Below are 23436 nucleotides of genomic sequence, written 5' to 3'. Positions count from 1 at the left end.
GCGGCGGCGGGCGGAGTTCGTTTGACTGACGGATTCACGGCTGCACCGCTAGCATGCGCTGAAGCGCCACCCGTGCGGCGTCCGCGGTGTCGTTCGCGACGGTGATGCGGTTGCGAACGACATTGCCGACCAGCCCCTCAAGCACCCAGGCGAGGTAGCCGGGGTGGATCCGGTACATCGTTGAGCACGGGCAGATCACCGGATCAAGGCAGAAGATCGTGTGTTCGGGGTGCTCGGCGGCGAGGCGGTTCACCATGTTGATCTCAGTGCCGACGGCGAAGGTGCTTCCGGGCGCGGCAGCGGCGATCGCCTTGCGGATGTAATCGGTCGAGCCGGCTTCGTCCGCGGCGTCAACGACGGGCATCGGACACTCCGGGTGGACGATCACGCGCACGCCCGGGAACTCGGCCCGTGCCTTGTCAATCTGGGCCACGGAGAACCGCTTGTGGACCGAGCAGAACCCGTGCCAGAGGATGACCGCGGCCTCGTTCAGCGCCTGCTCGTCGTTGCCGCCCAGGTCCTTGCGGGGATTCCACATCGGCATCCGCTCCAGCGGTATGCCCATGGCCTTGGCGGTGTTGCGCCCGAGGTGCTGGTCAGGGAAAAACAGGACGCGCTGTCCGCGCGCGAAGGCCCATTCGAGGACCGCAGCAGCGTTCGAGGAGGTGCACACGATGCCGCCGTTGTCGCCGCAGAATGCCTTGAGGGCAGCCGAGGAGTTCATGTAGGTAACGGGGATGACCGGGACCCGGCCGTCGTCGTCGGGCTCGGTGCCGTAGAGCTCGCACAGCTGCTCCCAGCATTCGGTGACCGAATCGATGTCGGCCATGTCCGCCATCGAACATCCTGCCGCGAGATTGGGCAGGACCACCGACTGGTCCGGCCGGGAGAGCAGGTCGGCGGTCTCGGCCATGAAGTGGACGCCGCAGAATACGATTGCCTCGGCGTCAGGGCGCTGCGTTGCCGCCCGCGCGAGCTGGAAGCTGTCGCCCACGAAGTCGGCGTGCCGGAGGACCTCGTCGCGCTGGTAGAAATGCCCGAGGATGACGACCCTGTCCCCCAGCTCCGCCTTCGCTGCCAGGACCCGCATCTCAAGTTCCTCCTCCGAGGCGAGCCGGTACTCCTCCGGGAGTTCCGCCTGCCGCGGGGTGAAGGCGGGCGCGGCGTCGTTCATCGAGGCGCCGGGCCCGTAGCCGGGCTCGACTGCGGCGTCGAACGCCCACGGGGCCCGGGCGAGCTCCGGGGTGCACGATGATGCACCCGCCGTCGCCTCCTTCCGGGAGATGAGCTGGATGGCGGTGTTCACTGAGGTCACGTGGTCTCCCTTGGGGATGGGCGGTCGGCGCCGGAGGCGGCGCTTCCGGTGTAGCGGTAGAGGCGCGGCGGCCGGTGCCGCCCGCCCTGGAGGTAGTCGTCCGTGGCGACGATGTCGGTTGCCGCGCGGAGCTGGCGCCGGAAATTGGCCGGGTCGAGCTCCCTGCCGAGCACGGCCTCGTAGACCTCCCGCACCTGAGCGAGGGTGAAGGATTCCCCGAGGAAGAGGTAGGCGATCGACGCGTATTCCATCTTGTTGCGCAGGCGCCAGAGTGCGTAGTCGACGATCTCGTTGTGGTCGAAGGCCAGGTCCTCGAGGGCGTCGGCGCGGAACCACCGGACGTTCTCCGATTCCTCGGCGAGTTCCGCCTCGTCGGGCTGGACGAGCGCCCAGTAGACGATCGAGACGACGCGCCGGGCGGCCGCCCGGTTCAGTCCGCCGAATGCATAGAGCTGCTCGAGGTAGCGCGGGGCGAGCGCCGTGGTTTCCCGGAGGTTGCGGGCCGCCGCATCCTGGAGCGACTCGGTTCCGGCCAGCGGCCCCCCCGGCAGCGCCCACTTTCCGAGGTGCGGCTGGCGGATGCGCCGGACGAGCGGAATCCAGAGCTCCTTGCGGCCGGGCTCGCCGCGCAGTGCGAATATCACGGTGGAGATCGCCAGGGCGGGCGGTTGGAGGCTGCGCTCGGAGACGTTCGCTGAGATCGACATCCTGCTGCACCGCCCCGGTCGAAAGGCCGTTGACAAGACGGTCACGAGTAAAAGTCATAATGACTATAACTCATGATGCAGGGTGGCCGCGACCGGCGTCGGCCCCTCCCGCCCAATCTTCCCTGCCGGGGCCGGACGGCGGCCGGCCGCGCGGGCGGGACTCAGCCCTCCGCGGCTCCCGGGCGCGGGAGGGCGGCGGCATGCAGCAGCGGCAGGGTCCTGCCTTCGAAGTGGGTGTTGAGCACGATGACGCTCGAGGAGCGCAGCACCGTCTCGGTCGCGATGATTTCGTCGATAACCCGCTGCAGATCCGAATTCGACCGGGCGGTGACGCGGGCCAGGAGGTCGCTCTCCCCCGACACCGTGTGCACCTCCTGGATTTCGGGGATTCCGGCCAGCGCCTCGGCGACGGCCGCATGCCCGGTGTCCTGGTTGATGATCAACGAGCAGTACGCCGTCACTTCGTATCCGAGCGGACCCGGATCGATCCGTGGCCCCCACCCTGCGATCACGCCCCCGCGCTGCATCCGCTCGAGGCGGGCGGTCACCGTGGCGCGGGCGACCCCGAGGCTCCTCGACGCCTCGAGAACCGACATCCGGGGATCGTCGGTGAAGATTTCGGCAATCCGGGCATCGAGCTCGTCGACATCCATTCCTTCTCCTTCAGTTGGGGCGGCCCCGAGGTGCGCTCCCTGGGGCCGGGACTGGCGCGTGACGAAGTTGCGGGAGATCCGCCGGTGTGCCTAAGGTCACACCGGCGGCCGAAACCGCCGGACGGCGGGGATATGTCCAACGACGCACATATCTTCGCCCCTCCGAGACAGCCCTCCAGTCAGGAGTCACCTGCGGCCAGCCCGCCACAGCCCTGTCCTGACGATAGCGGAAACGGCTAACAGTTTGTATACCTCCATTCGGGGAATCCCGGGGAAATGCGGCAGTTTGTGTTAGCTTTACTCGGCAGATTGCGCGATCGTGTCTCCTTGCATACGGTCGCGGGAGCTACCTCAACCGAAGGATGGACAATGGACAGCGCCTCCCAGACGGACCAGCTTGAGCTCGAGGAGCTCTACCGGCTCCTCGCCGCCGTCCGTCACCTCGACATCGCCGCGGTCCGCTGGCAGCGGCAGGGCATCCTTCCGGGGTACGCCCCGCTGCTCGGGCAGGAAGCCGCCCAGGTGGGAAGCGGCTTCGCCGTCGACCCCTCCCGGGACTTCATCTTCCCGACCTACCGCGAAATGGGCGTCGCCAGGGCCCTCGGCGTGGACATGGTCGAATACATGGCCACCCACAAGGCCGTCTGGCACGGCGGTCTCTACGACCCCGCCAAGACACACTTCGCTCCGATCCAGGCCGTCGTCGCCGGCTCCGTCCTCCACGCCGTCGGGTGGGCGCACGGGCAGACCCTCGCCGGACCCGCTCCAGACGGCTTCAACGTCGCCCTGACCTATTTCGGCGACGGCGCGAGCTCGCAGGGCGACGTCCATGAGGCGATGAACTTCGCCGCCGTCTTCCGTTCCCCCGTCATCTTCTTCGTGCAGAACAACGGGTGGGCGATTTCCGTGCCGACCGAGCGCCAGGTCGCCGGAGGATCGGTCGCCGCGCGTGCGGCCGGGTACGGGATGCCGTCGCTGCAGGTTGACGGCAACGACGTCGAGGCCGTCCTTGAGGCAACACGGCAGGCCCTCGCGCACTGCCGGGCGGGCAAGGGACCGATGCTGATCGAGGCGATGACCTACCGGCTGGGACCGCACTCCACGAGTGATGACCCCGGCCGTTACCGCGGGCTCGACGAGGAGCAGGCAGCGCGTGCCCTCGACCCGCTGCTCGCCTGTGAAGGGATGCTGCGGCAGAGGTTCGGCACTCCTGATGCGTTCTTCGCCGAAACTTCACGCGAGGCGGAGGCGGAAGCGGAGCGCGTCCGCGAGGGCGTTGAACGCCTTCCCGCACGCGGAGGCGCGGAGATGTTCGACTTCGTGTTCCAGGAACCCACCCGATCGCTCACGGAACAGGCCGCGGCCTGGAGGAAGGAGTCGGAGCATGCTTGAGCCATCCACCGCACTGCGCGGCGACCCCCAAGGGCAGCCGGAGGGTGCTGCCGTGCCCGCCCCGGTCCAGCTGTCGATGCAGGCTGCGTTGAACCTCGCCCTGGCCGCGACACTCGAAGACAATCCGAAGGCGCTGATCCTCGGCGAGGACGTCGGGGCGCTGGGCGGAGTCTTCCGGATCACCGACGGGCTGCAGGAGCGGTTCGGCAGCGCCAGGGTGTTCGACACCCCGCTTGCGGAATCCGGGATCCTTGGCATGTCGGTCGGCCTCGCCATGGCCGGCTTCCACCCGATTCCCGAGGTGCAGTTCGACGGCTTCGCCTACCCGGCGGTCAACCAGATCGTCTCCCAGATCGGCAGGATGAACTACCGCAGCCGGGGGACGCTGCCCATGCCGATCACCCTGCGGGTTCCGAGCTTCGGCGGCATCCGGGCACCGGAACACCACGGGGAGAGCCTCGAGAGCCTTTTCGTCCACGTGCCCGGGCTGAAGGTCGTGTCACCCTCCGATCCCCACCAGGCCTACCACCTGCTCCGCCAACCCGGTTCGATGCCGGATCCGGTCATCTTCATGGAACCGAAGGCGCGCTACTGGCAGAAGGGTGAAGTGGACCTCGAATCGGCAGGTCCGCTGGAGGGTTCGCGCATCGCGCGGCGCGGCCGCCACCTGACCCTCGTCGCCTGGGGCGCGATGGTCGCCCGCTGCCTCGCGGTGGCCGAGCTTGCCGCCGAAGACGGAATCGACGTCGAGGTGCTCGACCTCCGCTGGCTCAGCCCCATCGACGCCGAAGGGCTCGCCGAGTCCGTCTCGCGCACGCGCCGTGCCGTCGTCGTCCACGAAGCCCCCCGCAGGAGCGGACTTGGTGCCGAGGTCGCCTCGATCATCACCGAGCGGTGTTTCAACACCCTCAAGGCTCCGGTGGAGCGCGTGACCGGCTTCGACGTTCCCTACCCGTCGGGCGACCTCGAGGAAGAGTACCTCCCGAACATTGACCGGATCCTTTTTGGGATCCAGCGCGTATTGGAGCACCGCCGTGGCTGAAATCTCATTTCCCCTGCCCGATCTCGGTGAAGGCCTCATTGAGGCAACCATCCTTGAATGGCTCGTCGCCGAAGGCGACTACGTTGAGCGCAACCAGCCGCTCGTTGAGGTTGAAACAACCAAGTCTGCCGTGGAGCTTCCTTCACCCCAGGCCGGCACTGTGGTTAAGGTTCATGGTGAACCGGGAGCCGTCATCGCCGTGGGGCAGCCGCTCATCGTTTTTGAGGTGCCCGACGACACTGCGGGTATTGTCGGCACCGTGCCCACCGAACAGGCGCCGAAGCGGCGGGTGCGCCTGAGCGCCGTGCTCGACGACGACTGACCGGCACGCAACTGATGGGACTGCCGGCGCGGACACCCGCCCGTGCGGTGGATGAAAGGGATGGAATGGGACGGCACAGCGAGCACCTGGTTGAGGGGTCGAATCCTCAGCTGAACGTGCAGATCCATCCTCCCGCGGAGGACGCCGGTGCGCGCCCGGTCCTCCTGCTTCACGGGTTTGCCTCCTCCGCGAAACTGAACTGGATCGACACCGGGTGGATCCGGTTCCTCAACGACGCCGGCCGGCGGGTCATCACGGTGGACCTGCCCGGCCACGGCGGCAGCGGAGCGCCCGAGGCCCGCGATGCCTACTCCCCCAGCCGCATTCGGGCGGATCTGCTGCAGGTGCTCCTTGACGCCCACGTCATTCCGCTGCGGGAGGACCGGCCCGGAAGCGGCGTGGACATCATCGGGTACTCATTCGGCTCGCGGCTCGCATGGGAGTTCGGCGCCACCCAGCCCGAGCTCGTGCACCGCATGGTCCTGGGCGGCCCGGGAAGCGAGGACCCGCTCGCGGCCTTCGACCTTGAGGCCGCCCAGCGCTTCCTTTCCGACGCGGTGCCCATCGCCGACCAGTCCACCGCCGACCTCTTCCGCATGGCCCGCCTCGTTCCCACCAACGACGTCTTCGCGCTGCTCACGCTTGTCGAGGCGATCAAGACAGAGCCGTTCCGGCCTGCCGAGGCAGTGCCGAAGATGCCGTTGCTGCTCGTGGCCGGCGAGAACGACGAGCTCGCCCGGACCGCACCGGAGCTCTCCGAACTCGCACCCGAGGCGGGTCTGCTGTGGCTTCCCGCGCGCACCCATGCCAACGCCGTCACCTCCCGGCAGTTCAAGAGCGCCGCCGTGGAGTTTCTTGCACGGTGAGAAACAAGCGGGACCGGCTGTATAAATTTTCGGTAAATGCCCCGCACCTGGCGGCGAATGTCGGTTGCGTCAGGATACAATCATCAAAGTGATCAGCAGCCTTATCATTACTGCGCTCACCACCGGTCTTCTCAATAAACTTTTCCACTTTCCACTTTCCCGGGAGAACACCCATGGATGTGCTCCTCGCCGAGCGGTACCAGACGACCGACCTGCTGGGCGTCGGCGGGGCTGCATCCGTCTATAAAGCCGTCGACAGGAACCTTGGGCGCGACGTCGCGGTCAAGGTCTTCAACTCGACAACCGCCGACGACGACGAATACCGCCGGCAGCACACCGAGACGCTCCTGCTCTCAACCCTCAACCACCCCGGACTCGTGACCCTTCACGATGCCGGGCTGCACCAGGATGAGGACGGCCGCACCACGGGGTTCCTCGTCATGGAGTTTGTTGACGGCGAGGACCTGCGCAAGTTCCTCAAGAAGGGGCCGCTGTCTCCCGCCGCAGTCGCGCAGGTGGGTGCTGACCTCGCCGACGCCCTGGCGTACATCCACTCCCAGCGGGTGGTTCACCGCGACGTGAAGCCGGCCAATATCCTCATGTTCCACTCCGGGGAAAACGACACAAGGCTCTACCCGAAGCTGACCGACTTCGGTATTGCCCGGATGGTCGAGGCGACGATGGCCACGGCGACGGGGCCACCATCGGCACGGCGAACTACCTGAGCCCCGAGCAGGCACAGGGCATCGAGATCGAAGAACGCAGCGACATCTACTCCCTCGGCCTCGTGCTGCTTGAGTGCCTTACCGGAGAGAAAGCGTTTCCGGGGCCCATCGTTGAAGCCGCCGTGGCAAGGCTGCTGCGCGATCCGGAGGTTCCTGCCGCACTTGGCGCGGACTGGGTCGACATCCTCACCCGCATGACCGCCCGCAACCCGGCCGACCGCCCCTACGCCCACGACGTGGCGGTGATGCTGCGCGCCCGCACCGACGAGGGCACCGTCCTCGCCGAGCCGTTCGCGGAGCGGATATCCCGCACCGCAGACAGCGCGGAAGACGTCATCACCGGTGGAATCACCACCGGGAACATCCACATCCCTGATCCGCCCTCAAGAGCTCCGAGCCTGGGCTGACAGCCCTCAATACGGAGCTGCCGACACAGAACTGCCGGCCTGCTCCAGGGCATTGATGCCCTGCAGCAGGCCGGCAGGTTCCGGTCAGTGATTGACAGTAATCAGGCGCCGCCCCCGGCGTTCTTTCCCTCCGGGTCGGCCTCCGCGTCGTCTTCCTCCGGTTCGAAGTTCGACGGTTCGTCGAGTGTCGTGGCGCCGATGCCGTCGGAGCTGTCGGGAATAGTCCCCTCCGGGCCCGCTCCGCCGGTCTCGTCGTCCCTGTTCTCTTCGCCGTTGCCGGATTGTGAAGTCGTCATTGGATTATCCTTCCGATCTGAGAAGCGTGCCTCCCCTCGATCCTAGGCGCTTTGAACGCCGATCGACAGCAGGCTGATGACCGGGTCAGTGAGCTGACACGCCCAAGGGGGCGCCGCGGGTCTCCTTGACCAGGGTGACGCCAATGAAGGAAATGGCGCACAGGATCATGATGTAGATGGCAACAGCCCCCGACCACTTGTAGGTCTCGAGCAGGAGCTGCGCGACCATCGCCGCGAACGCTCCGCCGAGGATGGCACCCAGCGCGTAGCCGATCGAGATCCCGGAGTATCGCACGTTGGCGGGGAACATTTCCGCGTACATCGCCGACATCGGGCCGTAGGACAGCCCCAGCCCGATGGTCAGGACGAAGAGGGCCAGCCCGTACAGGAAAATGTTTGCGGTATCCACGAGCAGGAACATCGGAAGCATCCAGACGAACACGAGGGCGTAGCCGATCTGGAACGTCCGCACGCGGCCGATCCGGTCCGAGAGCCACCCGCCGACCATGGTGAAGATCAGCCAACCGAAGGAGGCGAGCGTTGTAGCGAGCAGCACCGGCACCACGGGCATTTTCAATGCGGTTGTGGCGTAGGAGATGAAGAAGGCGATGACCAGGTAGCCCGCGGCGTTGTTGCCGATGAAGATGACTGCAGCGAGGAGCACTTCGCGGGTGTTCTTGCGGAACAGTTCACGCAGCGGCGCCTTGCTTTCGGCCTTCCGGGCCACCATCTCCTTGAAGACAGGGCTCTCGCTGACGGCACGGCGGATCAGGTACCCGACGACGATCAGCACCACCGAGAGCAGGAACGGCACGCGCCAGCCCCACTCAAGGAACTGGTCCTCCGGGATGGCGGTGCGCAGCATCAGGAGCGTGCCTGTGGCAAGGATCATGCCGATCGGCACCCCGATCTGCGGGTAGGCGCCGAACAGCCCGCGCTTGCTGATCGGAGCGTGCTCGACGGACATCAGGGCCGCTCCTCCCCACTCGCCACCGGCCGAGAACCCTTGGAGGATGCGCAGGAGGATCAGCAGGACGGGCGCCCAGACACCGATCGAAGCATAGGTGGGCAGGAGCCCGATCAGTGCCGTCGCCGCACCCATGAGGATGAGGGTGAAGACGAGGACCGACTTCCTTCCGATGCGGTCCCCGAGGTGGCCGGCCACGATCGCCCCGAGGGGGCGGAAGAGGAAGCTGATGCCGATCAGGGAGAACGCGAGGACCTGGGCAAGGCCCGGATTCGACTCCTTGAGCGGCGTGAGGAACAGCGCGCCAAGTACCGTCGCGGTGAGCTGGGCGAAGATGAAGAAGTCGTACCACTCGATGGTTGTTCCGACGAGTGTGCCGGCAAGGACCCGGCGCTCCTCGCGGGAGGTGCGGTGGCCCGAGGCCTGCGCAGCGGTGAAAGACGTCATTGTCACTCCAAGGGACGGATCGAATAACCGACAGAACGTTCGGTAGTGTGAGATCGATCATACGCATTCCCAGCCCCGGATCGGGGAAGATTCCCTTAATTAATTAGCGGTTTCACTTTCCGGGGTCTCGTCTTCCCTCGCCAGGAACTCGCGGACCCGGCTGCGCGCCGGCTCGCGGTCATAGCTGTTCACCAGGGCCCCTGCCATCCGCACCGGGTCGCCGAAGAAGTAATACTCGTAGAGGGCCTGGCGCCCGGAGAACCCCGAGATGCTCGCGTCGAAGGCAAGTTTGAACAGGCGGACCCGTTCCGGACCGGTGAGCGTCTTCGCCTGCAGGTAGAGCTCGATGTCGGCGAGGGCCTGGCCTGCGACGTCGGCCTCACCGGGAAGGGCCATCAGGCCGCTGGCGGAGAACTTGCGAATGATCTGCGGGAAGCGCTGTGACACCTTCGGATACCAGTTCCGGGCGGCGTTGAGCGTTGACCACTTCGGAAGCATGACCCCCTCCGCGTTGGGGGCGGCGTCAACCTCGGAGGCGCGGAGCAGCGCCTTGCCGATCTCCACGATCTGGATCAGTTCGGCGAGGTCCTCCTGGATGTGGAGGAAGCCGTCCGTGCCGATGGCTCCGGCCAGCTCGGAGGCGAGTCCGAGGTAGAACTCGCTCTTGGCGATGGTGCGGGTGACCACCTGGTGCGTCATGAGCGCCCCCGCTCCCGTTTCGGCGTAAAAGCCGTTGCACAGGTCAGGGTGGCCGAGCATGAAGATCCGCTCGCGCGGGACGAAGACGTTGTCGAAGACGGCGACGGCGTCCATCTCCTCGAACCTGCTCGCCAGCGGCTCGTCGTGGGTGGGGCCGCCGTTGTAGAGCGGGCCGCGGCAGAGGTACCGCAGGCCCGGGGTGTCATTGGGGACAGCGAACGCAAAGGAATAGGGCTCGTCTTCGGGCGTGTTGCGGAGCAGGGTCGACGGGAAGACCAGCAGTTCGTCGGCGATCGGCGCGATTGTGGCGAGCATGCGGGCTCCGTTGACGACGACGCCGTCCTCGCGCTCCTCGGTGATACGCGCGGCAAGCTGTCCGCCAAGCTGCTCAGAGCCCGACACCGAGCGGTTGACCTGCGGCGGAATGAGCGTGTGGGTTGCCAGCAGGTCCTGCTCCCGGCACATCTCGTAGTAGTTCCTGATGTTCTCAGCGAATTCCGGGTCGGCCTGTCCGAACCACTTCGCGGCGGTGCCCAGGGCGGTCAACGAGCTGTTCATGTAGTCGCCCGTGCGCCCGAGGAACCCGTTCGAGTATTCGGCCCAGGTGGAGATTGCCCTGCGCCGGCGCTCGAGGTCCCCGATCGTCCGCGGGACGAGGAAGGACGCGTTGACCCGGTCCCCCGTCGAAGGTGATTCGTAGGTCAGCGCCTCGCTGAACTTCGGGTCGTGCTGCATGTCGAACAGCTTGGCGTAGGTGCGCGCGACGTTGCGGAAGGCCGGGTGCTCTGCGACGTTTTCCGTGACGACCTCGCCGTTGATGAGGATCGAGGGATGCATCGAATTGATTTTGTCGAGGAACTGCCGGCCGGTGCGGATGCCCATGGGTACTCCAGTGGTTGAGTAGTTGGCTGTGGCTGGACGGGAAGCGGTTAGAGCAGGTCCTCCACTCCGAGCAGCGACTCGGGGATTGTCGTGAACCTGCTGTTGACGTAGGCGAGGGCATCTCCCCTGCGGTAGTCGAAGTGGACGACCTCGCCGAGGTAAAGGGTGTGGTCGCCGCCGTCGTAGGCCGCCCAGGGGGCGCACTCGAAGAACGCCAGGACCCCTGCGAGCCGGGGCGCGGTGCCGCCCTCAATCCATCTGGGCTCCTCGGTGGGACGGCCGGCGAAGTGCATTGCGAGCTGCTGCTGCTCGGCACCGAGGATGTTGACGCTGAAGGGCCGCCCGGCGAGCTCGTCGTGCGCTTTCGTGGTGCGGGCGATGCTGACGAGGACAAGCGGCGGCTCAAGGGACACCGAGGTGAAGGAGTTGACCGTGAGCCCGAAGCGCTTGGACCGGCCGTCGAAGGCGACGATCGCGACGCCGGTGGCGAACCGCCCGAGGCTTCCCCGGAAATGCTGGGCGCGGGGCGTAGGGACCCGCGGAATTCTTGGCGGGACAGGACCGGAACGGGCAGCACCGGACTGGGTTGAAGTGGGCGGGGCGGCACCGGATGGGGCCGCGGCGGGTGGCGGCGCCGCGGCACTCTCGGAAGAAGGGTCGCTCGGTGTGGCGGTCATCCTGTGCCTCGTTCACTCGAGTGCGGCGCTCACTCAAGGAGGTGCTCCGCCGCCGGCGCTGCGGAGCCGTCGGTCGTTGAACGCTGGGTTCCAGTAAAGAACGATATCAGCGGTGGGATGGCGACCACCATGAATCCGTCCTCGGAGGCCCCCGCCGCCGGCAGATCTGGACTGCCCGTCGGACTGGGGCCGGTCTGCCGCGGACCCCGAGGAGCAGCCGCGCCCGGGTGTGCGCCTGTTCCGGACTAGCCGGCCGCCGGGGAAGCGGTCTTTGTCCGCAGGCCGAGCACGCTCGCCAGGCCGAGCAGGAGCAGCGCGCCGGCGGCTGCAACGGAGACGAGGAAGGCCGCCGTGGGCCCCGCCGTATCTGCCAGCGCCCCGGAGGCTGCCGACCCGATGGCGGTGCCTGCGACGATTCCGCTGGCCAGCAGGGTCATGACGGTACCGAGCAGGTGGGGTGGGGCAACGGCCGAGCCGATGCTGAAGATCGTGACCATCGTCGGTCCGACCGGGATGCCGAGCAGGAACAGGACGAGGAGCATCGGCGGGATGGTGCCCGGAAGGAAGAACAGCCCGCTCAGGGCGGCCATTGCCGCGGCGGAAAGGACCCACCGCCAGGGGTGGCCGAAAGCGCGGGGCCAGTAGGCCACCGACAGCGCGGCCGCGGCCGAACTCAGTCCCATGACCGCGTACAGGAGGCCCGCCGCTTCGGCCGCATCGAACTGTCCAGCGAAAGCGGTGAGCGCCGTCTGGGTCGATCCGAAGAACGTTCCCATCGCGACCATCCCGAGCACGGGCACGGCGATCAGCACAAAACTCCGGCGCGGAGCGGAGGCGTGGGTGCGGCGCCGGCCGGAGGTGGGGGCGACGGCCCTTCCGGTGCGGTGCAGGGCGAACGCCGTCACCATGGCGATCGTCAGCACGGCGGCGAGGGCGAGCGGAAGCCACGGAGCCACCAAAGACGCGAGCAGTCCCACGAGTGCGGGCCCGAGCACGAATGTCAGTTCATCAGCGGTGCTTTCGTAGGAAAGCGCGGTGTCGAGGTCATCGGCCCGCCGGCCCTGCGTCAGCGCAACCCAGCGCACACGCGCCATCGGACCGATCTGCGGCGAGGTGAGGCCCATGGCGAACGCGGCGGCAAGCACTGCCGGCCCGCCTGTTGTCGCAGTGACCGATGCCCCGAAAATAAGGACCGTGAGGATCGCCAGCGTGTTGAGGACCGAGGTGGTGAGGAGGACCATCCGCTGGCCCAGCCGGTCCGCGAGGAATCCGAAGACAGGCGCCCCGATTGCCGAGCCGACGCCCACGGCCCCGGCGGCGAACCCTCCGAGCGCATAGGAGCCGCTGGCGGAGGTCACGAGCGTGAGCGCGCCGACGGTGAGCATCGCGAGCGGAAGCCGGGCTATGAACCCGATCGGAAGGAAGGAATTGCCCGCAAGTTCGGGGAGGAGCCCGAAGCGGCCGAGGCGGCTTGCTGTGCGGGGAGTGCGCGGCTGTTTGGCCGCTGGAGTGGAACGGGGAAACTGGAACATTAGATATCCGGGTGGCTGAGATCGCGCATCGTCCCTCCTCCCGATGCGCCCTACCCGGTAACCCGACAATTGTACACGAAACCCCGGCGGTCCCCGGTGTGGCAGCGACAAGCGGGCCGGGGGCGCCCAGCGCCTAGATCGCGGCCAGGTCCTCCACGAAACGGAGGGTGGAGCCCTGCCGTCCCTTGAGGACCTGGAGCTGGACCGGGATGCGCTGCTTCAATTCGGCGACGTGGCTGACGAGGCCCACGACCCGGCCTCCGCTGCGCAGCCCCTCCAGCGCGTCCATCACCTGTTCAAGCGCCTGGTCGTCGAGGGAGCCGAATCCCTCGTCGACGAACAGGGTCTCAATCTCGAGCCCGCCGGCCTCCTGCTGCACGACGTCTGCGAGGCCAAGCGCCATCGCAAGCGACGCCATGAACGATTCGCCGCCGGAAAGGGTGGAGGTGTCGCGGCGGTTCCCGGTCCAGCCGTCGACGACGCTCAGGCCGAGTCCTGCCTTGCGGTTGCCGGCGAGGGCGTCGCTGTGCACGAGGGCATACCGGCCGTCGGACATGGCGAGCAGCCGCTCGGTGGCGGCTTCGGCCACCTGTTCAAGGCGGGAGGCAAGGACGTAGGTGCTCAGGGACATCTTGTAGAGGTTCTCACCACCGCCGCGGGCGGAGTCTGCCACCGACTGAAGCAGGGCATGCTTTTCGCGGAGGGGGCCCACCGCCGCCTCCTGTTCGGCGAACGTGGCGCTCAGCCCTTCGAGCTGAGCCACTGAATGCCCGAGCAGCCCGGCTGCGAGGTCTTCGCTCCTCGCCTGTTCAGCGAGGGCCTCGTGGGCCCGGGTGAGCGCTTCGAGTTCCGCGTCGGAGGGGATGCTCAACCCGCGGCGCTCGTCGTCAAGTGCTGCGGCGATCTCGCCTCCCTCTGCTTCGAGCGCCAGCCGGTGGGCAGTTGCCTCGTAGCTGCGGACTGATTCCCGGTAGTCGGCAAGCGTCGCGGGGCCGAGAAGCGCCTCGCGGATGTCGGAGGCGGCGGCGAAGGAGGAACCGTCAAGGGCCTGCGCGAGGGCGCGTGCCGAGCGGTCCGTGCGCTGGGCGCTCCGGTCTGCTGCTTCAAGGGCCTCCCGGCTCCGAATGAGCAGCCGGTGGGTCTCCTGGAGGGCTTCGACGCGCGCGGCGAGCGTTTCGTGGGTGCCGCGGTAGCCTTTCAGCCGCTCCGTCAGCTCATCCGCCTGCTCCTGGACGCCCCGCAGCTGCACTGCAGCATCGGCAGCGTCCTGCCGCGCGGCTTCCTGCTGCGAGCTGAGCTCGCGCTCCTTGGCTGTGACCTCGTCGAGGCGGGCGGAAGCGGTGTCGGCGGCCCGGCGCGCGTCCTGCGCCTCGCGGAGCTGTGCCGCCGCAACGGCGGCTGCATCGCGGGCTGCACCGGCGTCTCCGGATCCGCCGCGGGCTGCGAGTCGTGCGGTTTCGAGCACGGCGGCGTCGCGCGCCGCGCGTGCCTGGTTCAGGCGCGCTTCGGCGTCGGCGGCGGAACGCCGTGCCGCCTGTTCGATGTCATGCGTGACCAGGGCGGTGCCGTCGGTGAGCGCCGGGGCCGGGTGCTCGGGGCTTCCGCAGACCGCGCAGGGCTCGCCGTCCTCAAGCTGGGCCGCGAGTTCGACGGCGGCCTGCTCGAGCCGCAGCTGGAGCTTCTCCAGCCAGAGTTCCTTGAGTGCGAGGTGCTCCTCGTGGGCCGTGGAGTACACCCGTTCCGCTTCGGCGCGGCGTTTGTCGGCGGCGCCGTATTCGGCGATTGTCGATTCGAGCTGCCGGGCGGTTTCAAGCAGCTCAGCGCGGCGCCCCTCAAGCGCGGCCCCCGCCCGGTGCTCTTCAAGGTCCTTCACCAGATCGGCCTTCTCGGACGCCAGCACCGCAAGGGCACCTGCCAGTTCGGCGTCGCGGCCGCGGAAGGCTTCGACATCGGCGGCGAGTTCGTCGGCCTTGCGCGAGAACCCCCGCAGCCGCTCTTCCTCGGGAAGCGCCGCGCGCAGCGCCCCGAGGTCGGACGAGATGGCATTGACGGCGTCGGCGAGCTCTCCGGCACCCGGGTCCGCTGCTTCAGCGCCGGCTGGTTCCATAACCGGGTCGGCGGCGGCGCCGGCGAGGTACTCCAGGGCGGCCGGATCAGCGCGGAGCGCGCCCAGTGCCTCGGACCATTGGCCAAGGCACAGCTGGTGCTCACCCTCGGCCTCCTCTGCCGCTGAGAGCACGCCTTCCAGCACCTGCGCGAGCTGGTGTCGGTCGAGTGCCGCCCTGCGCAGCTCGACGGTCGTCCGTTCCGCGGCGTGGGCCTCCTCGTCGGCCCGAAGGCGGGCGAGCGCGGTGGCACGCCTCCGTGCGGCGGAAAGCGCAGCGGAGCTCTCCTTCTCCTCGACGAGCAGCCGCGCCGACCGGGCAGCCGAGTCCTTGGCGGCCGCGTGTTTGGCCTTGAGCTGCTCGAGGAGTGGCTGGAGCGCCGCCGGGCCGCCGTCCCCGCCGGCGGGCACCGCCGTACCGTCGCCGTCGGATGCACCGGCGATGCCGTGGCGGCGGGCCTCGTCGATGGCCCGTTCCACGGTGCGGTGCTGCGCCTCCTGGGCGGCTGCAAGGGCCGATGCGGCCTTCTGCGCCGATTCGTGGAGCAGGTTTTCGATCTTCTCGAAACGGTCGGTGGCGAAGAGCCGCTGAAGCAGCGCGCCGCGGGATTTCGCATCGGACTTCAGGAATGCCGCGAACTCGCCCTGGGCCAGCATCACCACCCGGGTGAACTGTTCCTTGTCCATGCCGAGCAGGTCGAGGATTTCGAGGCCCGCTTCGTCGTTGCGTGCGGAGAGCTGGACCCAGTCGCCGTCCCTGAGCTCCGAAAGCAGGACGCGCGCCTGCTCGGTTGTCGTGCCGCCGCCGCGCTTGGACGGCCGCTCCCACTGCGGGGAGCGGCTGACCCGAAACCTCCGGATACCGATGGTGAATTCCATTTCGACTTCCGGGGCGAGCCCCTCCGGGGCGTGGTCGCTGCGCAGCCGCTTGGCGCCGGAGCGGGTCCCGGGCAGCGAGCCGTACAGCGCGTAGCAGATGGCGTCGAGCACGCTCGACTTCCCGGCCCCGGTGGGTCCGTTCAACAGGAACAGGCCCTGGGCGCTCAGGGCGTCGAAGTCCACCCGCTGGCGTTCTGCGAATGGACCAAAAGCCTGAATCTCGAGGCTCGAAATCCTCACGCGGCGCCCGCCCGGCCCGCGGCGCGCGTCAACATCCCGGCCGTCCGCCGCCTCATCGTTCCGAAGCCTGGCTGAGCGCGGCGTCAACCGTTGACGCGAGCAGTTCCCGTTCGGCGGCGGAGACCTGGCGCGAACGCACGTGCTCGAGGAAGCCGCAGCAGATGTCGGCGTCATCAACCGCCGCCGCTATGCGCTGGCTGTAGGTGCGGCCGTCCTGCTGCGCCTGACCCTCCGGTTCGAACGCCAGCACGAGGGTCCCCGGGAACCGCGACCGCAGCCGCTCCATTGCGCGGGGCGGACGTTCCGCGTCAAGGAGCGTGACCTGGCAGTAGGCATCTTCGGCCCAGTTGAGCGCTTCGTCGGCGAGGATCTCCTCGAGGCGGCCGGCGAACACGGCAAGCTCCTTCGCGGCGGGCCATTTGACCGGCGTGATCGGTCCAAGGCCGGCGTTTGTGAATTCCACGAGCCATGCGCCCTTGGTCTGGCGGGCTTCGGAGAAGGAATACGCCAGGGGCGATCCAGAGTAGCGAACGGTCGGTGACAGCCGCTGCTGGCCGTGGAGGTGCCCAAGTGCCGTGTAATCGAACCCATCGAAGAGGTCGAGTGGCACCGCGCCGAGGCCGCCGATCGCCAGCTCCCGTTCGCTGTCGGAGGTGATTCCTCCGCTGGCGAAGGTGTGTGCCATGACCAGCGAATGCACGGTGCCGGAGGCGCGGCGGCGGCGGAGGTCGGCGTGGATGAGGTCCAGTGCGGCCGCGGTCACGCTGAAGTGGGTGGGTTTTTCGGCCCCCAGGGCGTCCGCAACCACCCGTGGTTCGAGATAGGGGATGCCGTAGACGGCAAGTTCGGCCCCGTCTCCGAGGCGGTAGGTGACGGGCCGGCCGATGTCCTTGACGCGGGTGCGCAGGTGCACGCCCCCACGCTCAAGGATGCGGCCGCCGAAGCCCAGCCGGGTGGCGGAGTCGTGGTTTCCGCTTGAAACGACCACTTCCGCGCCCGCGGCCCGCAGGCGGTCGAGGGCCTCGTCGAAGAGCTGGATCACCTCGACGCCGGGAAGCGCGCGGTCGTACACATCGCCCGAGATCAGAACGACGTCGACGTCCGATTCGCGCACTGTCTTCTCGAGATTGTCGATGAAGAGGCGCTGCGCGGGAAGGGTCCCCGTGCCGTGGAAGGACCGCCCGAGGTGCCAGTCGGAGGTATGAAGTAACCGCATGTTTTCAACGCTAGCGCCTGCTGCCGACAATCCTGAGACACCGCGCGGGCGCGGCACGAAGAGGTCGACGGCAGGCACCGGCCAGCCGGTTCGCTCCCCAAAGATCCTCGCCCGCGCTTCCGGCCCGGCACGTCGACCGGGACGGAAAACACGGGCTGGAGGACCGGTGGGAAGCACCGGCAGGACGGGTCAGTTTCGGCCCGTGGTTCCCGGATTCTTATCGAAGAACGAGCGCACCTCGGCATCGGCGTCGGCCGGTGCCGGGCGGACGGAGGGCTCCGCGGCCTGCCCGTCGGCGGTCGCACGCTCATCCGTGTGCGCCGTCGTTCCGGCGGGTGCTGCGGAGCCTGCGGTGTCGGCTGCGGGCTCGGAATGTCCGCCCTCTTCGCTGCGTTCCGCCTGCGAGGCTGCGGCGGCGGCATTCTTCGCGGGGACCGCGTCCTTGCCTTCGCCGCCGTCATTCTTGGGCCGGGAGATCCGGACGGCGGGGTCGGCATCGATGCTGCGGTAGATCAGCCCGGCAATGACAGCACCAACCACGGGTGCGGCCCAGAACAGCCACAGCTGTTCGAGGGCCCAGGTTCCGGTGAAGATCGCCGAAGCCGTTGAGCGGGCGGGGTTCAGCGAGCCGTTCGTGATGGGGAGCAGGAAGGTGAGCAGGGCGGCATAGGTCAGGCCCACGGCGAAGGGTGCGGTGCCCCGGTGCGCCGAGTGCGACGTCGCGCCGAGGAAAACGGCGACGAGGATGGCCGTCGCGGCGACTTCAGCGAGGAAGGCGCTGGTCAGCGGGAACTGGGCCGCCGAGTGCTCGTCGAACCCGTTGGCAGCGCTTCCGAAGAGGCCTGAAACGTCGGTGAGCTGCGCGTTGGCGCTGACAAGGAGCCAGAGCAGGCCCGCCGCCGCTGCACCCCCGGCAAGCTGGGACAGGATGTACGGGAGCACCGACTGCCACGCTGTGCGGCCGGCGGCGGCGGATCCGAGGGTCACAGCCGGGTTGAAGTGCCCGCCGGAGACGTAACCGAAGGCGACCATCGCCGCAGCAAGCGCGAAGCCGAAGGCCAGTGTCGGCTGCACTCCCGCCTGGGTGTTCAGTATCGTCACGCCCAGCCCGGCAAAGACCAGCAGGAACGACCCTGCTGCTTCCGCCGCTGAACGCGCGGGCAGCCCGTAGCTGCGCAGCGGCAGAATGGTTGGGGCTGCCGGCGCGGTGGCCGGCTCCGCGGATGGGGGCACTGCGATCTGCGACATGAAAGTCCTTTGCTTGGAGGCGGTGGTCTACTGCGCCGGTTCAGGCGCCGACCCGTTCAGCGTTCCATCCTAAGCTGGGTGGGTGCTGAAGGTGGCCCGGGGCTCACTGGGTGGAACGGGGCGCCTCAGCCCGTCCTAGACTGAGGAAATGCCAAAACAAGCAACATACCCCGAGCGGGTGCACGGCTCCCTGCTCGGAGGAGCACTCGGCGACGCCCTCGGGTACGCGGTGGAAATGGACAGCGTCTCGGATATCCGCGAGCGGTTCGGTGCCCAGGGCCTGACCAACCCGGGGCTCCTCGATGAACCGTTTGCCTTCTCCGATGACACCCAGCTCACCCTTTACACAGTCGACGGGCTGGTCGAAGCACTCGAGTGGGCCAATGACGGGGTTGCCGCCGATGAACTCGCCTGCCTCTGGCTCGCCTACCTGCGTTGGCTCGGAACCCAGGGGGAAACACCCTCGGCTCCGGCGCCGGTGCCGCCTCCGCGCTGGATTGACGCCCAACCGGTGCTGCGGCAGCTTCGCGGCCCCGGAGCCGCATGCCTTTCGGGCCTGCGCAGCGGGATCATGGGAACCCGGCGCAAACCGCTCAATCCGGACGCGCAGGGAGCCGGAGCGGTGATGCGTTCGGCCCCATTCGGGTTGGTTCCGCGGATCCCGGCGGAAATGGGCGACCGGCTCGCCCTTGACGGAGCAGCCCTCACCCACGGGCATCCAGCCGCCCAGTATCCCGCAGCGGTGTTCGCAGGGCTCATCCGGTCGATCGTGAATGAGGAACTGCCGCTTGAGGCAGCCGTCCGGGGCGCCGTCGCCCACGCCGAAGCACTTGGCGCCACGGAATTGGCGGCGCAGCTCGGGCGGGCGGCCGCCCTCGCTGAGGCCGGTCCCGCAGCTCCCGAGCGGCTTACCGCCGAGCTCGGCGGAGGATGGCTCGCCGGTGAAGCCCTCGCCATCGCGGTCTATGCCGCTCTGGCGTCAAGCGGTCCCGACCCGTCGGCGCACGTGGCGGTGGCCCTTGCCCTGGCGGTGAACCACGACGGCGACAGCGACACCACCGGCTCGATCACGGGCAATATCGTTGGAGCGCTCCACGGCTCCGGGGCACTGCCCCGGGACTGGCTGGACCGGCTCGAGGGTGCCGACGTGGTTGCCGCCCTCGCCGAGTCCCTGATCGCGGCGACCACCGGGGAAACTGCCTAGCGGGCTGCCTTACGCCGCAGTGAGAGCCTGTCCGTACGGAAGCCGCAAGTCGTGGAAGACTGCAGCGTGGAACATTTCGAAACCCCGGTACTCCAGGGCGCCTACCGGCTGAGACCGGCGACCGAAGACGACGTCGAACCGATTGTTGCGCTGCTGGCCGCGGACCAGCTCCGTGCTCCAACCGAGCGCACGGATCCCGCGGCCATGGGCCCGTACCACCGCGCGTTCCGGGCAATCACCGACGATCCCGGGCAACTGCTCATTGTCGCCGTCGACCATGCGGGGCGTGTGGTCGCAACGATGCAGCTGTCGTTCATCCCCGGCCTCGCCCGGGCGGGGACGACGAGGCTGCAGCTCGAAGCGGTGCGGGTCGAGGCGGCGCTGCGCTCCAACGGCCTGGGCAGGGCGATGGTCGAATGGGCCCTCGCTGAAGGGCGCAGGCGTGGTGCGGGCCTCGCCCAGCTCACGTCCGACCAGTCACGGACGTCGGCCCACCGCTTCTACGAGCGGCTCGGCTTCGAGCAGTCCCACCTGGGTTTCAAGCTCCTCCTCTGACCGGCGGCCGGGCCGGAAGCGTCCCCAGCCCTACTGGCTGCCCTCCGGCCAGCGCCCGCCGACCATCTGCAGGAACTCCGCTTCTGAAAGCACCTCGATCTGCTGGCCGCGCTCGTGGAGTTCGAGGACGCGGCGGGCCTTGCCGGTGACCCTGCCGTTGCGCAGATCCGATGCGACGAACCCATCGCCTACAACCAGCACTGTCGTTTTGCGCGTCACGGCGCTGGCGGGCTGGGCTCCGGCGTGCGCGGCTTGCCGTTTTGCCTGAGGACGCGGAATCCCGAGGCTTCCCGTGAACACCACTGTCTGCCCGTACAACGGGTGGGAGGGATCCGCCAGCCTATTCGGGTCGGGGTTGCTGCCTTCCTCCGGCCAGCCCACCCATTCGACGATGCCGGCGGCCGCCTTGGCAAGGGCCGTCCTCGTTGCCTTTGACAGCTCATCGATTCCTGGAAGGTAGGGCTCGGCCCGCGAAAGCGGCAGACCGTGGGAGGCGAGCAGGTGCTCCACTGAGGCTGCCTCCTGCCGGCGGGCCATATCGATGAGGATTCCGGCGCACGCCCGCGCGTCCTCGACGGCGTCGTGGTGGTTGAGGAGCGGCACCCCCGCGGCTTCGGCGACGAAGGGCAGGGAGTAGGAGGCAAGGGAGTAGCTGCGCCGCGAGAGGACAACCGTGCATGCGTAGTCCCACCCGGGGCCCGGCAGGTCGGAGACCTCAAGGGCCGAGCGGAGCACTCCAAGGTCGAAGGCGGCGTTGTGAGCCACGAGGATGTCATCCCCGATGAAGCCGCCGATTTCGGGGAACAGGTCGCCGAAGCGCGGTGCCGAGGCAACCATGTCCGCGGTGATCCCGTGGATACCCACATTGCGGGAGTCGAAGGCGTCGTGGCCGGGAGGTGGACGCATCAGCCAATGCGCTTCTTCGACGATCCGGCCGTCGCGTACTTTTGACAATCCCACGGCGCAGGGCGATCCGCGGAACCCGTTGGCTGTCTCGAAGTCGATAGCCGTGAACTCAATTCCCACTAGACAAGGCTACCGGCGCCAAACACCGATTGAGTTCACATAACGTTTACGCAGCGGCCACTGCGCATACCGGTTCCGGCCCGTACGCTGAATCATGATCGGATCAAGCCGTTGCCCGCACTGGTATCTCTTCGACTACGCCGCGGTGATTTCGACCGCGCCAACCGCAGCGGACTGGGACTTCCTCGAGGAGGAAACCGCAGCTCTCCTGCGCCACCCCACCTCCGCATACTGGGCCCTCCGCGGCGCCTTCGAAGCCGGTTTTCTCTCCTCCGCCGATTACTGGACGCGCGTCACCGGGCGCAGTGTCCCCCCGGCCCGCGCCGCGTGGTTCGACGCCCTCGACGCCGGGCAGTGGTCCCACTACAACCTTGAGACCCTCGATGTCCTCGATGAGCTCGCGGACTCGGGGGCGCGGCTTGCCCTGCTTTCGAACATGCCGGCAGCGATGGTGTCCAACTTCTCCGGAGCGCCCTGGCTGCGGTACTTCGAACGGCTGTTCTTCAGTTCAAACCTCGGCCTGGTCAAGCCCTCGCAGGAGATCTTCCGCCATGTCCTTGCCGCCCTTGACGCGCCCCCGGAGGCAGTGACCTTCATTGACGGGTCGCCCGTCAGCGTCGAAGCCGCCCGGAGCCTCGGCCTTGACGCGAGGCTCCTTGGTCCGACGACCGACCTTTCACGGGAACTCAAGCGCCTGTCAGTGTAGGGCGGGCGGCGCCGAAGCCCTCGACCACGGCCGTCCACTCCGGCCGGCGGAACTCGCTCTTCTGCAGCAGCAGCGCCTGCTGCTGGTCGACCTCGCCCGGGCGCGCCTCGACGAGGGAAGTGCCGTTCGGCCGGTATCCGAGCGCCGCGGAGACCCCCAGCGAGGCTCCGTTCCAGGCCGCCGCCCCCGATGCCGCCGAATCGGCCCCGAGGTGATCGAAAGCGAACTGGAGAATGGCCGCGCGCATCTCCTTGCCCAGCCCCTTGCCCTGTTCGGACTGCGTCAGCCACGACCCGGTGCGAACCTGGCGAAGCAGGGAAAACCGGCGAGCCGCGAGGTCCTGCGTGCCGATGACCCGCCCCTGATGCTCGACGGCGAAGATCACGCTCCAGTTCTCCGGCTCGACCGCCGCACGGGTGCGCCATTGGTGCTTGAGGGTTTCCCGGATGAGGACTTCCCGCGGCGCGTCGGTCCACGGGACGCTGAAGGGCATGACGGCCGGATCGTGGATGCCCGCGAGGGCTGCATCGATGAGCTCGGGCAGCTGATCGTCGCGAATCGGCGTAAGCGTCAGCCGGGGGCTTGTGATCGAGAGGCCGAAGAGCGGCCATACCTCGGCCAGCCGCGGCGGGAGGGGGCTCACTGGACCTCTCGCGAGCGGCGGCGCTTGAGCACCTTGCTCACGACGAAGTAGCCAACGAAGAGGATCACCGCGACGATGACGATCTTCTGGAAGGTGTCGGCGTACCGCTCCACCAGATGCCAGTTCTCGCCGAGGTAGAAGCCTGCGAGTACGAAGATCGAGTTCCAGATCAGGCTGCCCGCGGTTGTCAGGACCAGGAACTTGCCCTGCGGCATCCTCTCGATGCCCGCAGGGATGGAAATCAGGCTGCGGAAGAGCGGGATCATCCTGCCGAAGAACACGGCCCGGTACCCGTGCCGGCTGAACCAGGCTTCAACCTTGTCGACATCCTCGAGGTCGATCAGCGGCACCCGTGAGACGATGGCCCGCATCCGGTTCCGGCCCAGCCACGCCCCAAGGGCGTAGAGGACGTAGGCACCGACGACCGACCCCAGGGTGGTCCAGAAGATTGCCTCGAACAGGGTGAAATTGCCCCGGCTCGCGGTGAACCCCGCGAGCGGAAGGATCACCTCGCTGGGAAGCGGCGGAAACAGGTTCTCCAGGGCGATCGCCAGGCCGGCACCGGGAGCACCGATGGTCTCCATGATGTCCACCGCCCACTGGGAGATTCCGCTTAGTGCGGATCCGTCGGACTGGGTCGTCAGCGCCTGCTGCAGAAAAGTAGTCATATTGCCAACAAGTCTGCC

23 protein-coding genes are annotated in these 23436 nt (G+C 67.9%); 9 read left to right on the top strand and 14 right to left on the bottom strand.

The features are described from left to right. Positions 1 to 34: 34 nt before the first annotated feature. From nadA to AC4D14_RS01830, 3 genes are all read right to left on the bottom strand, one after another. Positions 35 to 1315, bottom strand: a complete 1281-nt coding sequence (gene nadA, locus AC4D14_RS01840; protein ID WP_490899883.1) for a quinolinate synthase NadA — start codon at positions 1313 to 1315, stop codon at positions 35 to 37. Beyond that, positions 1312 to 2022: an NUDIX hydrolase gene (locus tag AC4D14_RS01835; protein ID WP_490899882.1), complete on the bottom strand. Its 711-nt coding sequence runs from the start codon at positions 2020 to 2022 to the stop codon at positions 1312 to 1314. Before AC4D14_RS01835 ends, nadA begins: the two co-directional genes overlap by 4 nt. Positions 2023 to 2183: 161 nt before the next feature. Next, positions 2184 to 2675 carry an Lrp/AsnC family transcriptional regulator gene (locus tag AC4D14_RS01830; protein WP_490899881.1) on the bottom strand — a complete coding sequence of 164 codons (492 nt, stop codon included), beginning with the start codon at positions 2673 to 2675 and terminating at the stop codon, positions 2184 to 2186. A 369-nt stretch (positions 2676 to 3044) separates the two neighbouring features. Here AC4D14_RS01830 and AC4D14_RS01825 point away from each other — a divergent pair, with 369 nt between their 5' ends. The 6 genes from AC4D14_RS01825 to AC4D14_RS01800 all read left to right on the top strand — a co-directional run bounded on the left by AC4D14_RS01825 (position 3045) and on the right by AC4D14_RS01800 (position 7429). Further along, positions 3045 to 4067 (top strand): thiamine pyrophosphate-dependent enzyme, encoded by a 1023-nt coding sequence (locus tag AC4D14_RS01825; RefSeq protein ID WP_490899880.1) that lies wholly within the window; start codon positions 3045 to 3047, stop codon positions 4065 to 4067. 76 nt (positions 4068 to 4143) lie between these two features. Further along, the gene (locus AC4D14_RS01820; RefSeq protein WP_490900469.1) at positions 4144 to 5109 is read left to right on the top strand and encodes an alpha-ketoacid dehydrogenase subunit beta; all 966 of its coding nucleotides are present in this window, start codon (positions 4144 to 4146) and stop codon (positions 5107 to 5109) included. Further along, the gene (locus AC4D14_RS01815) at positions 5102 to 5431 is read left to right on the top strand and encodes a biotin/lipoyl-containing protein (RefSeq protein ID WP_490899879.1); all 330 of its coding nucleotides are present in this window, start codon (positions 5102 to 5104) and stop codon (positions 5429 to 5431) included. The genes AC4D14_RS01820 and AC4D14_RS01815 overlap by 8 nt, the downstream gene beginning before the upstream one ends. A 65-nt stretch (positions 5432 to 5496) precedes the next feature. Beyond that, on the top strand, positions 5497 to 6297 hold the full coding sequence (locus tag AC4D14_RS01810; RefSeq protein WP_490899878.1) for an alpha/beta fold hydrolase: 801 nt from the start codon (positions 5497 to 5499) through the stop codon (positions 6295 to 6297). A 173-nt stretch (positions 6298 to 6470) separates the two neighbouring features. Further along, positions 6471 to 7022 (top strand): serine/threonine-protein kinase, encoded by a 552-nt coding sequence (locus AC4D14_RS01805; protein ID WP_490899877.1) that lies wholly within the window; start codon positions 6471 to 6473, stop codon positions 7020 to 7022. Further along, positions 7001 to 7429 carry a protein kinase domain-containing protein gene (locus tag AC4D14_RS01800; RefSeq protein WP_490900468.1) on the top strand — a complete coding sequence of 143 codons (429 nt, stop codon included), beginning with the start codon at positions 7001 to 7003 and terminating at the stop codon, positions 7427 to 7429. Before AC4D14_RS01805 ends, AC4D14_RS01800 begins: the two co-directional genes overlap by 22 nt. A 101-nt stretch (positions 7430 to 7530) precedes the next feature. Here AC4D14_RS01800 and AC4D14_RS01795 read toward each other — a convergent pair whose 3' ends face one another. From AC4D14_RS01795 to AC4D14_RS01760, 8 genes are all read right to left on the bottom strand, one after another. Continuing rightward, a complete protein-coding gene (locus AC4D14_RS01795) occupies positions 7531 to 7725 on the bottom strand; it encodes a hypothetical protein (RefSeq protein ID WP_490899876.1) in 195 nt (64 codons plus the stop codon). An 85-nt stretch (positions 7726 to 7810) separates the two neighbouring features. Then, positions 7811 to 9139, bottom strand: coding sequence for an MFS transporter (locus tag AC4D14_RS01790; RefSeq protein ID WP_490899875.1), 1329 nt, complete (start codon positions 9137 to 9139; stop codon positions 7811 to 7813). Positions 9140 to 9238: 99 nt separating this feature from the next. Next, entirely contained in the window at positions 9239 to 10720 is a 1482-nt protein-coding gene (gene hpaB, locus AC4D14_RS01785; RefSeq protein ID WP_490899874.1) for a 4-hydroxyphenylacetate 3-monooxygenase, oxygenase component, read from the bottom strand. Positions 10721 to 10767: 47 nt separating this feature from the next. Next, the gene (locus tag AC4D14_RS01780; protein WP_490899873.1) at positions 10768 to 11397 is read right to left on the bottom strand and encodes a flavin reductase family protein; all 630 of its coding nucleotides are present in this window, start codon (positions 11395 to 11397) and stop codon (positions 10768 to 10770) included. A 245-nt stretch (positions 11398 to 11642) separates the two neighbouring features. Then, a complete protein-coding gene (locus tag AC4D14_RS01775) occupies positions 11643 to 12929 on the bottom strand; it encodes an MFS transporter (protein WP_490899872.1) in 1287 nt (428 codons plus the stop codon). Between the two features lie 133 nt (positions 12930 to 13062). Beyond that, positions 13063 to 16152: an AAA family ATPase gene (locus AC4D14_RS01770; protein WP_490899871.1), complete on the bottom strand. Its 3090-nt coding sequence runs from the start codon at positions 16150 to 16152 to the stop codon at positions 13063 to 13065. 52 nt (positions 16153 to 16204) lie between these two features. Beyond that, a complete protein-coding gene (locus AC4D14_RS01765; protein ID WP_490899870.1) occupies positions 16205 to 17368 on the bottom strand; it encodes an exonuclease SbcCD subunit D in 1164 nt (387 codons plus the stop codon). Positions 17369 to 17557: 189 nt separating this feature from the next. After that, on the bottom strand, positions 17558 to 18616 hold the full coding sequence (locus AC4D14_RS01760) for an aquaporin (protein ID WP_490899869.1): 1059 nt from the start codon (positions 18614 to 18616) through the stop codon (positions 17558 to 17560). A gap of 148 nt (positions 18617 to 18764) precedes the next feature. On the opposite strand from AC4D14_RS01760, the gene AC4D14_RS01755 reads away from it, so the two are divergent. Together AC4D14_RS01755 and AC4D14_RS01750 are read left to right on the top strand one after the other, a co-directional pair. Beyond that, a complete protein-coding gene (locus tag AC4D14_RS01755; protein ID WP_490899868.1) occupies positions 18765 to 19820 on the top strand; it encodes an ADP-ribosylglycohydrolase family protein in 1056 nt (351 codons plus the stop codon). 66 nt (positions 19821 to 19886) lie between these two features. Next, a complete protein-coding gene (locus AC4D14_RS01750; protein WP_490899867.1) occupies positions 19887 to 20375 on the top strand; it encodes a GNAT family N-acetyltransferase in 489 nt (162 codons plus the stop codon). A gap of 30 nt (positions 20376 to 20405) precedes the next feature. Here AC4D14_RS01750 and AC4D14_RS01745 read toward each other — a convergent pair whose 3' ends face one another. Continuing rightward, positions 20406 to 21401 carry a 3'-5' exonuclease gene (locus tag AC4D14_RS01745; RefSeq protein WP_490899866.1) on the bottom strand — a complete coding sequence of 332 codons (996 nt, stop codon included), beginning with the start codon at positions 21399 to 21401 and terminating at the stop codon, positions 20406 to 20408. A gap of 94 nt (positions 21402 to 21495) precedes the next feature. Between AC4D14_RS01745 and AC4D14_RS01740 the strand changes: the two genes are divergently transcribed. Continuing rightward, positions 21496 to 22107, top strand: a complete 612-nt coding sequence (locus tag AC4D14_RS01740; protein WP_490899865.1) for an HAD-IA family hydrolase — start codon at positions 21496 to 21498, stop codon at positions 22105 to 22107. Here the strand turns inward: AC4D14_RS01740 and AC4D14_RS01735 are convergent. Together AC4D14_RS01735 and AC4D14_RS01730 are read right to left on the bottom strand one after the other, a co-directional pair. After that, positions 22088 to 22750: a GNAT family N-acetyltransferase gene (locus tag AC4D14_RS01735; protein WP_490899864.1), complete on the bottom strand. Its 663-nt coding sequence runs from the start codon at positions 22748 to 22750 to the stop codon at positions 22088 to 22090. The two genes, AC4D14_RS01740 and AC4D14_RS01735, sit on opposite strands and share 20 nt — an antisense overlap. Then, entirely contained in the window at positions 22747 to 23418 is a 672-nt protein-coding gene (locus AC4D14_RS01730; RefSeq protein ID WP_490899863.1) for a DedA family protein, read from the bottom strand. Before AC4D14_RS01730 ends, AC4D14_RS01735 begins: the two co-directional genes overlap by 4 nt. Positions 23419 to 23436 lie beyond the last annotated feature (18 nt).

The sequence above is a fragment of the Arthrobacter sp. TJ-254 genome (genome assembly GCF_058269175.1).
The sequence above is the reverse complement of the archived record's forward strand: the minus strand, read 5'-3'. Positions and strand labels throughout refer to the sequence as shown.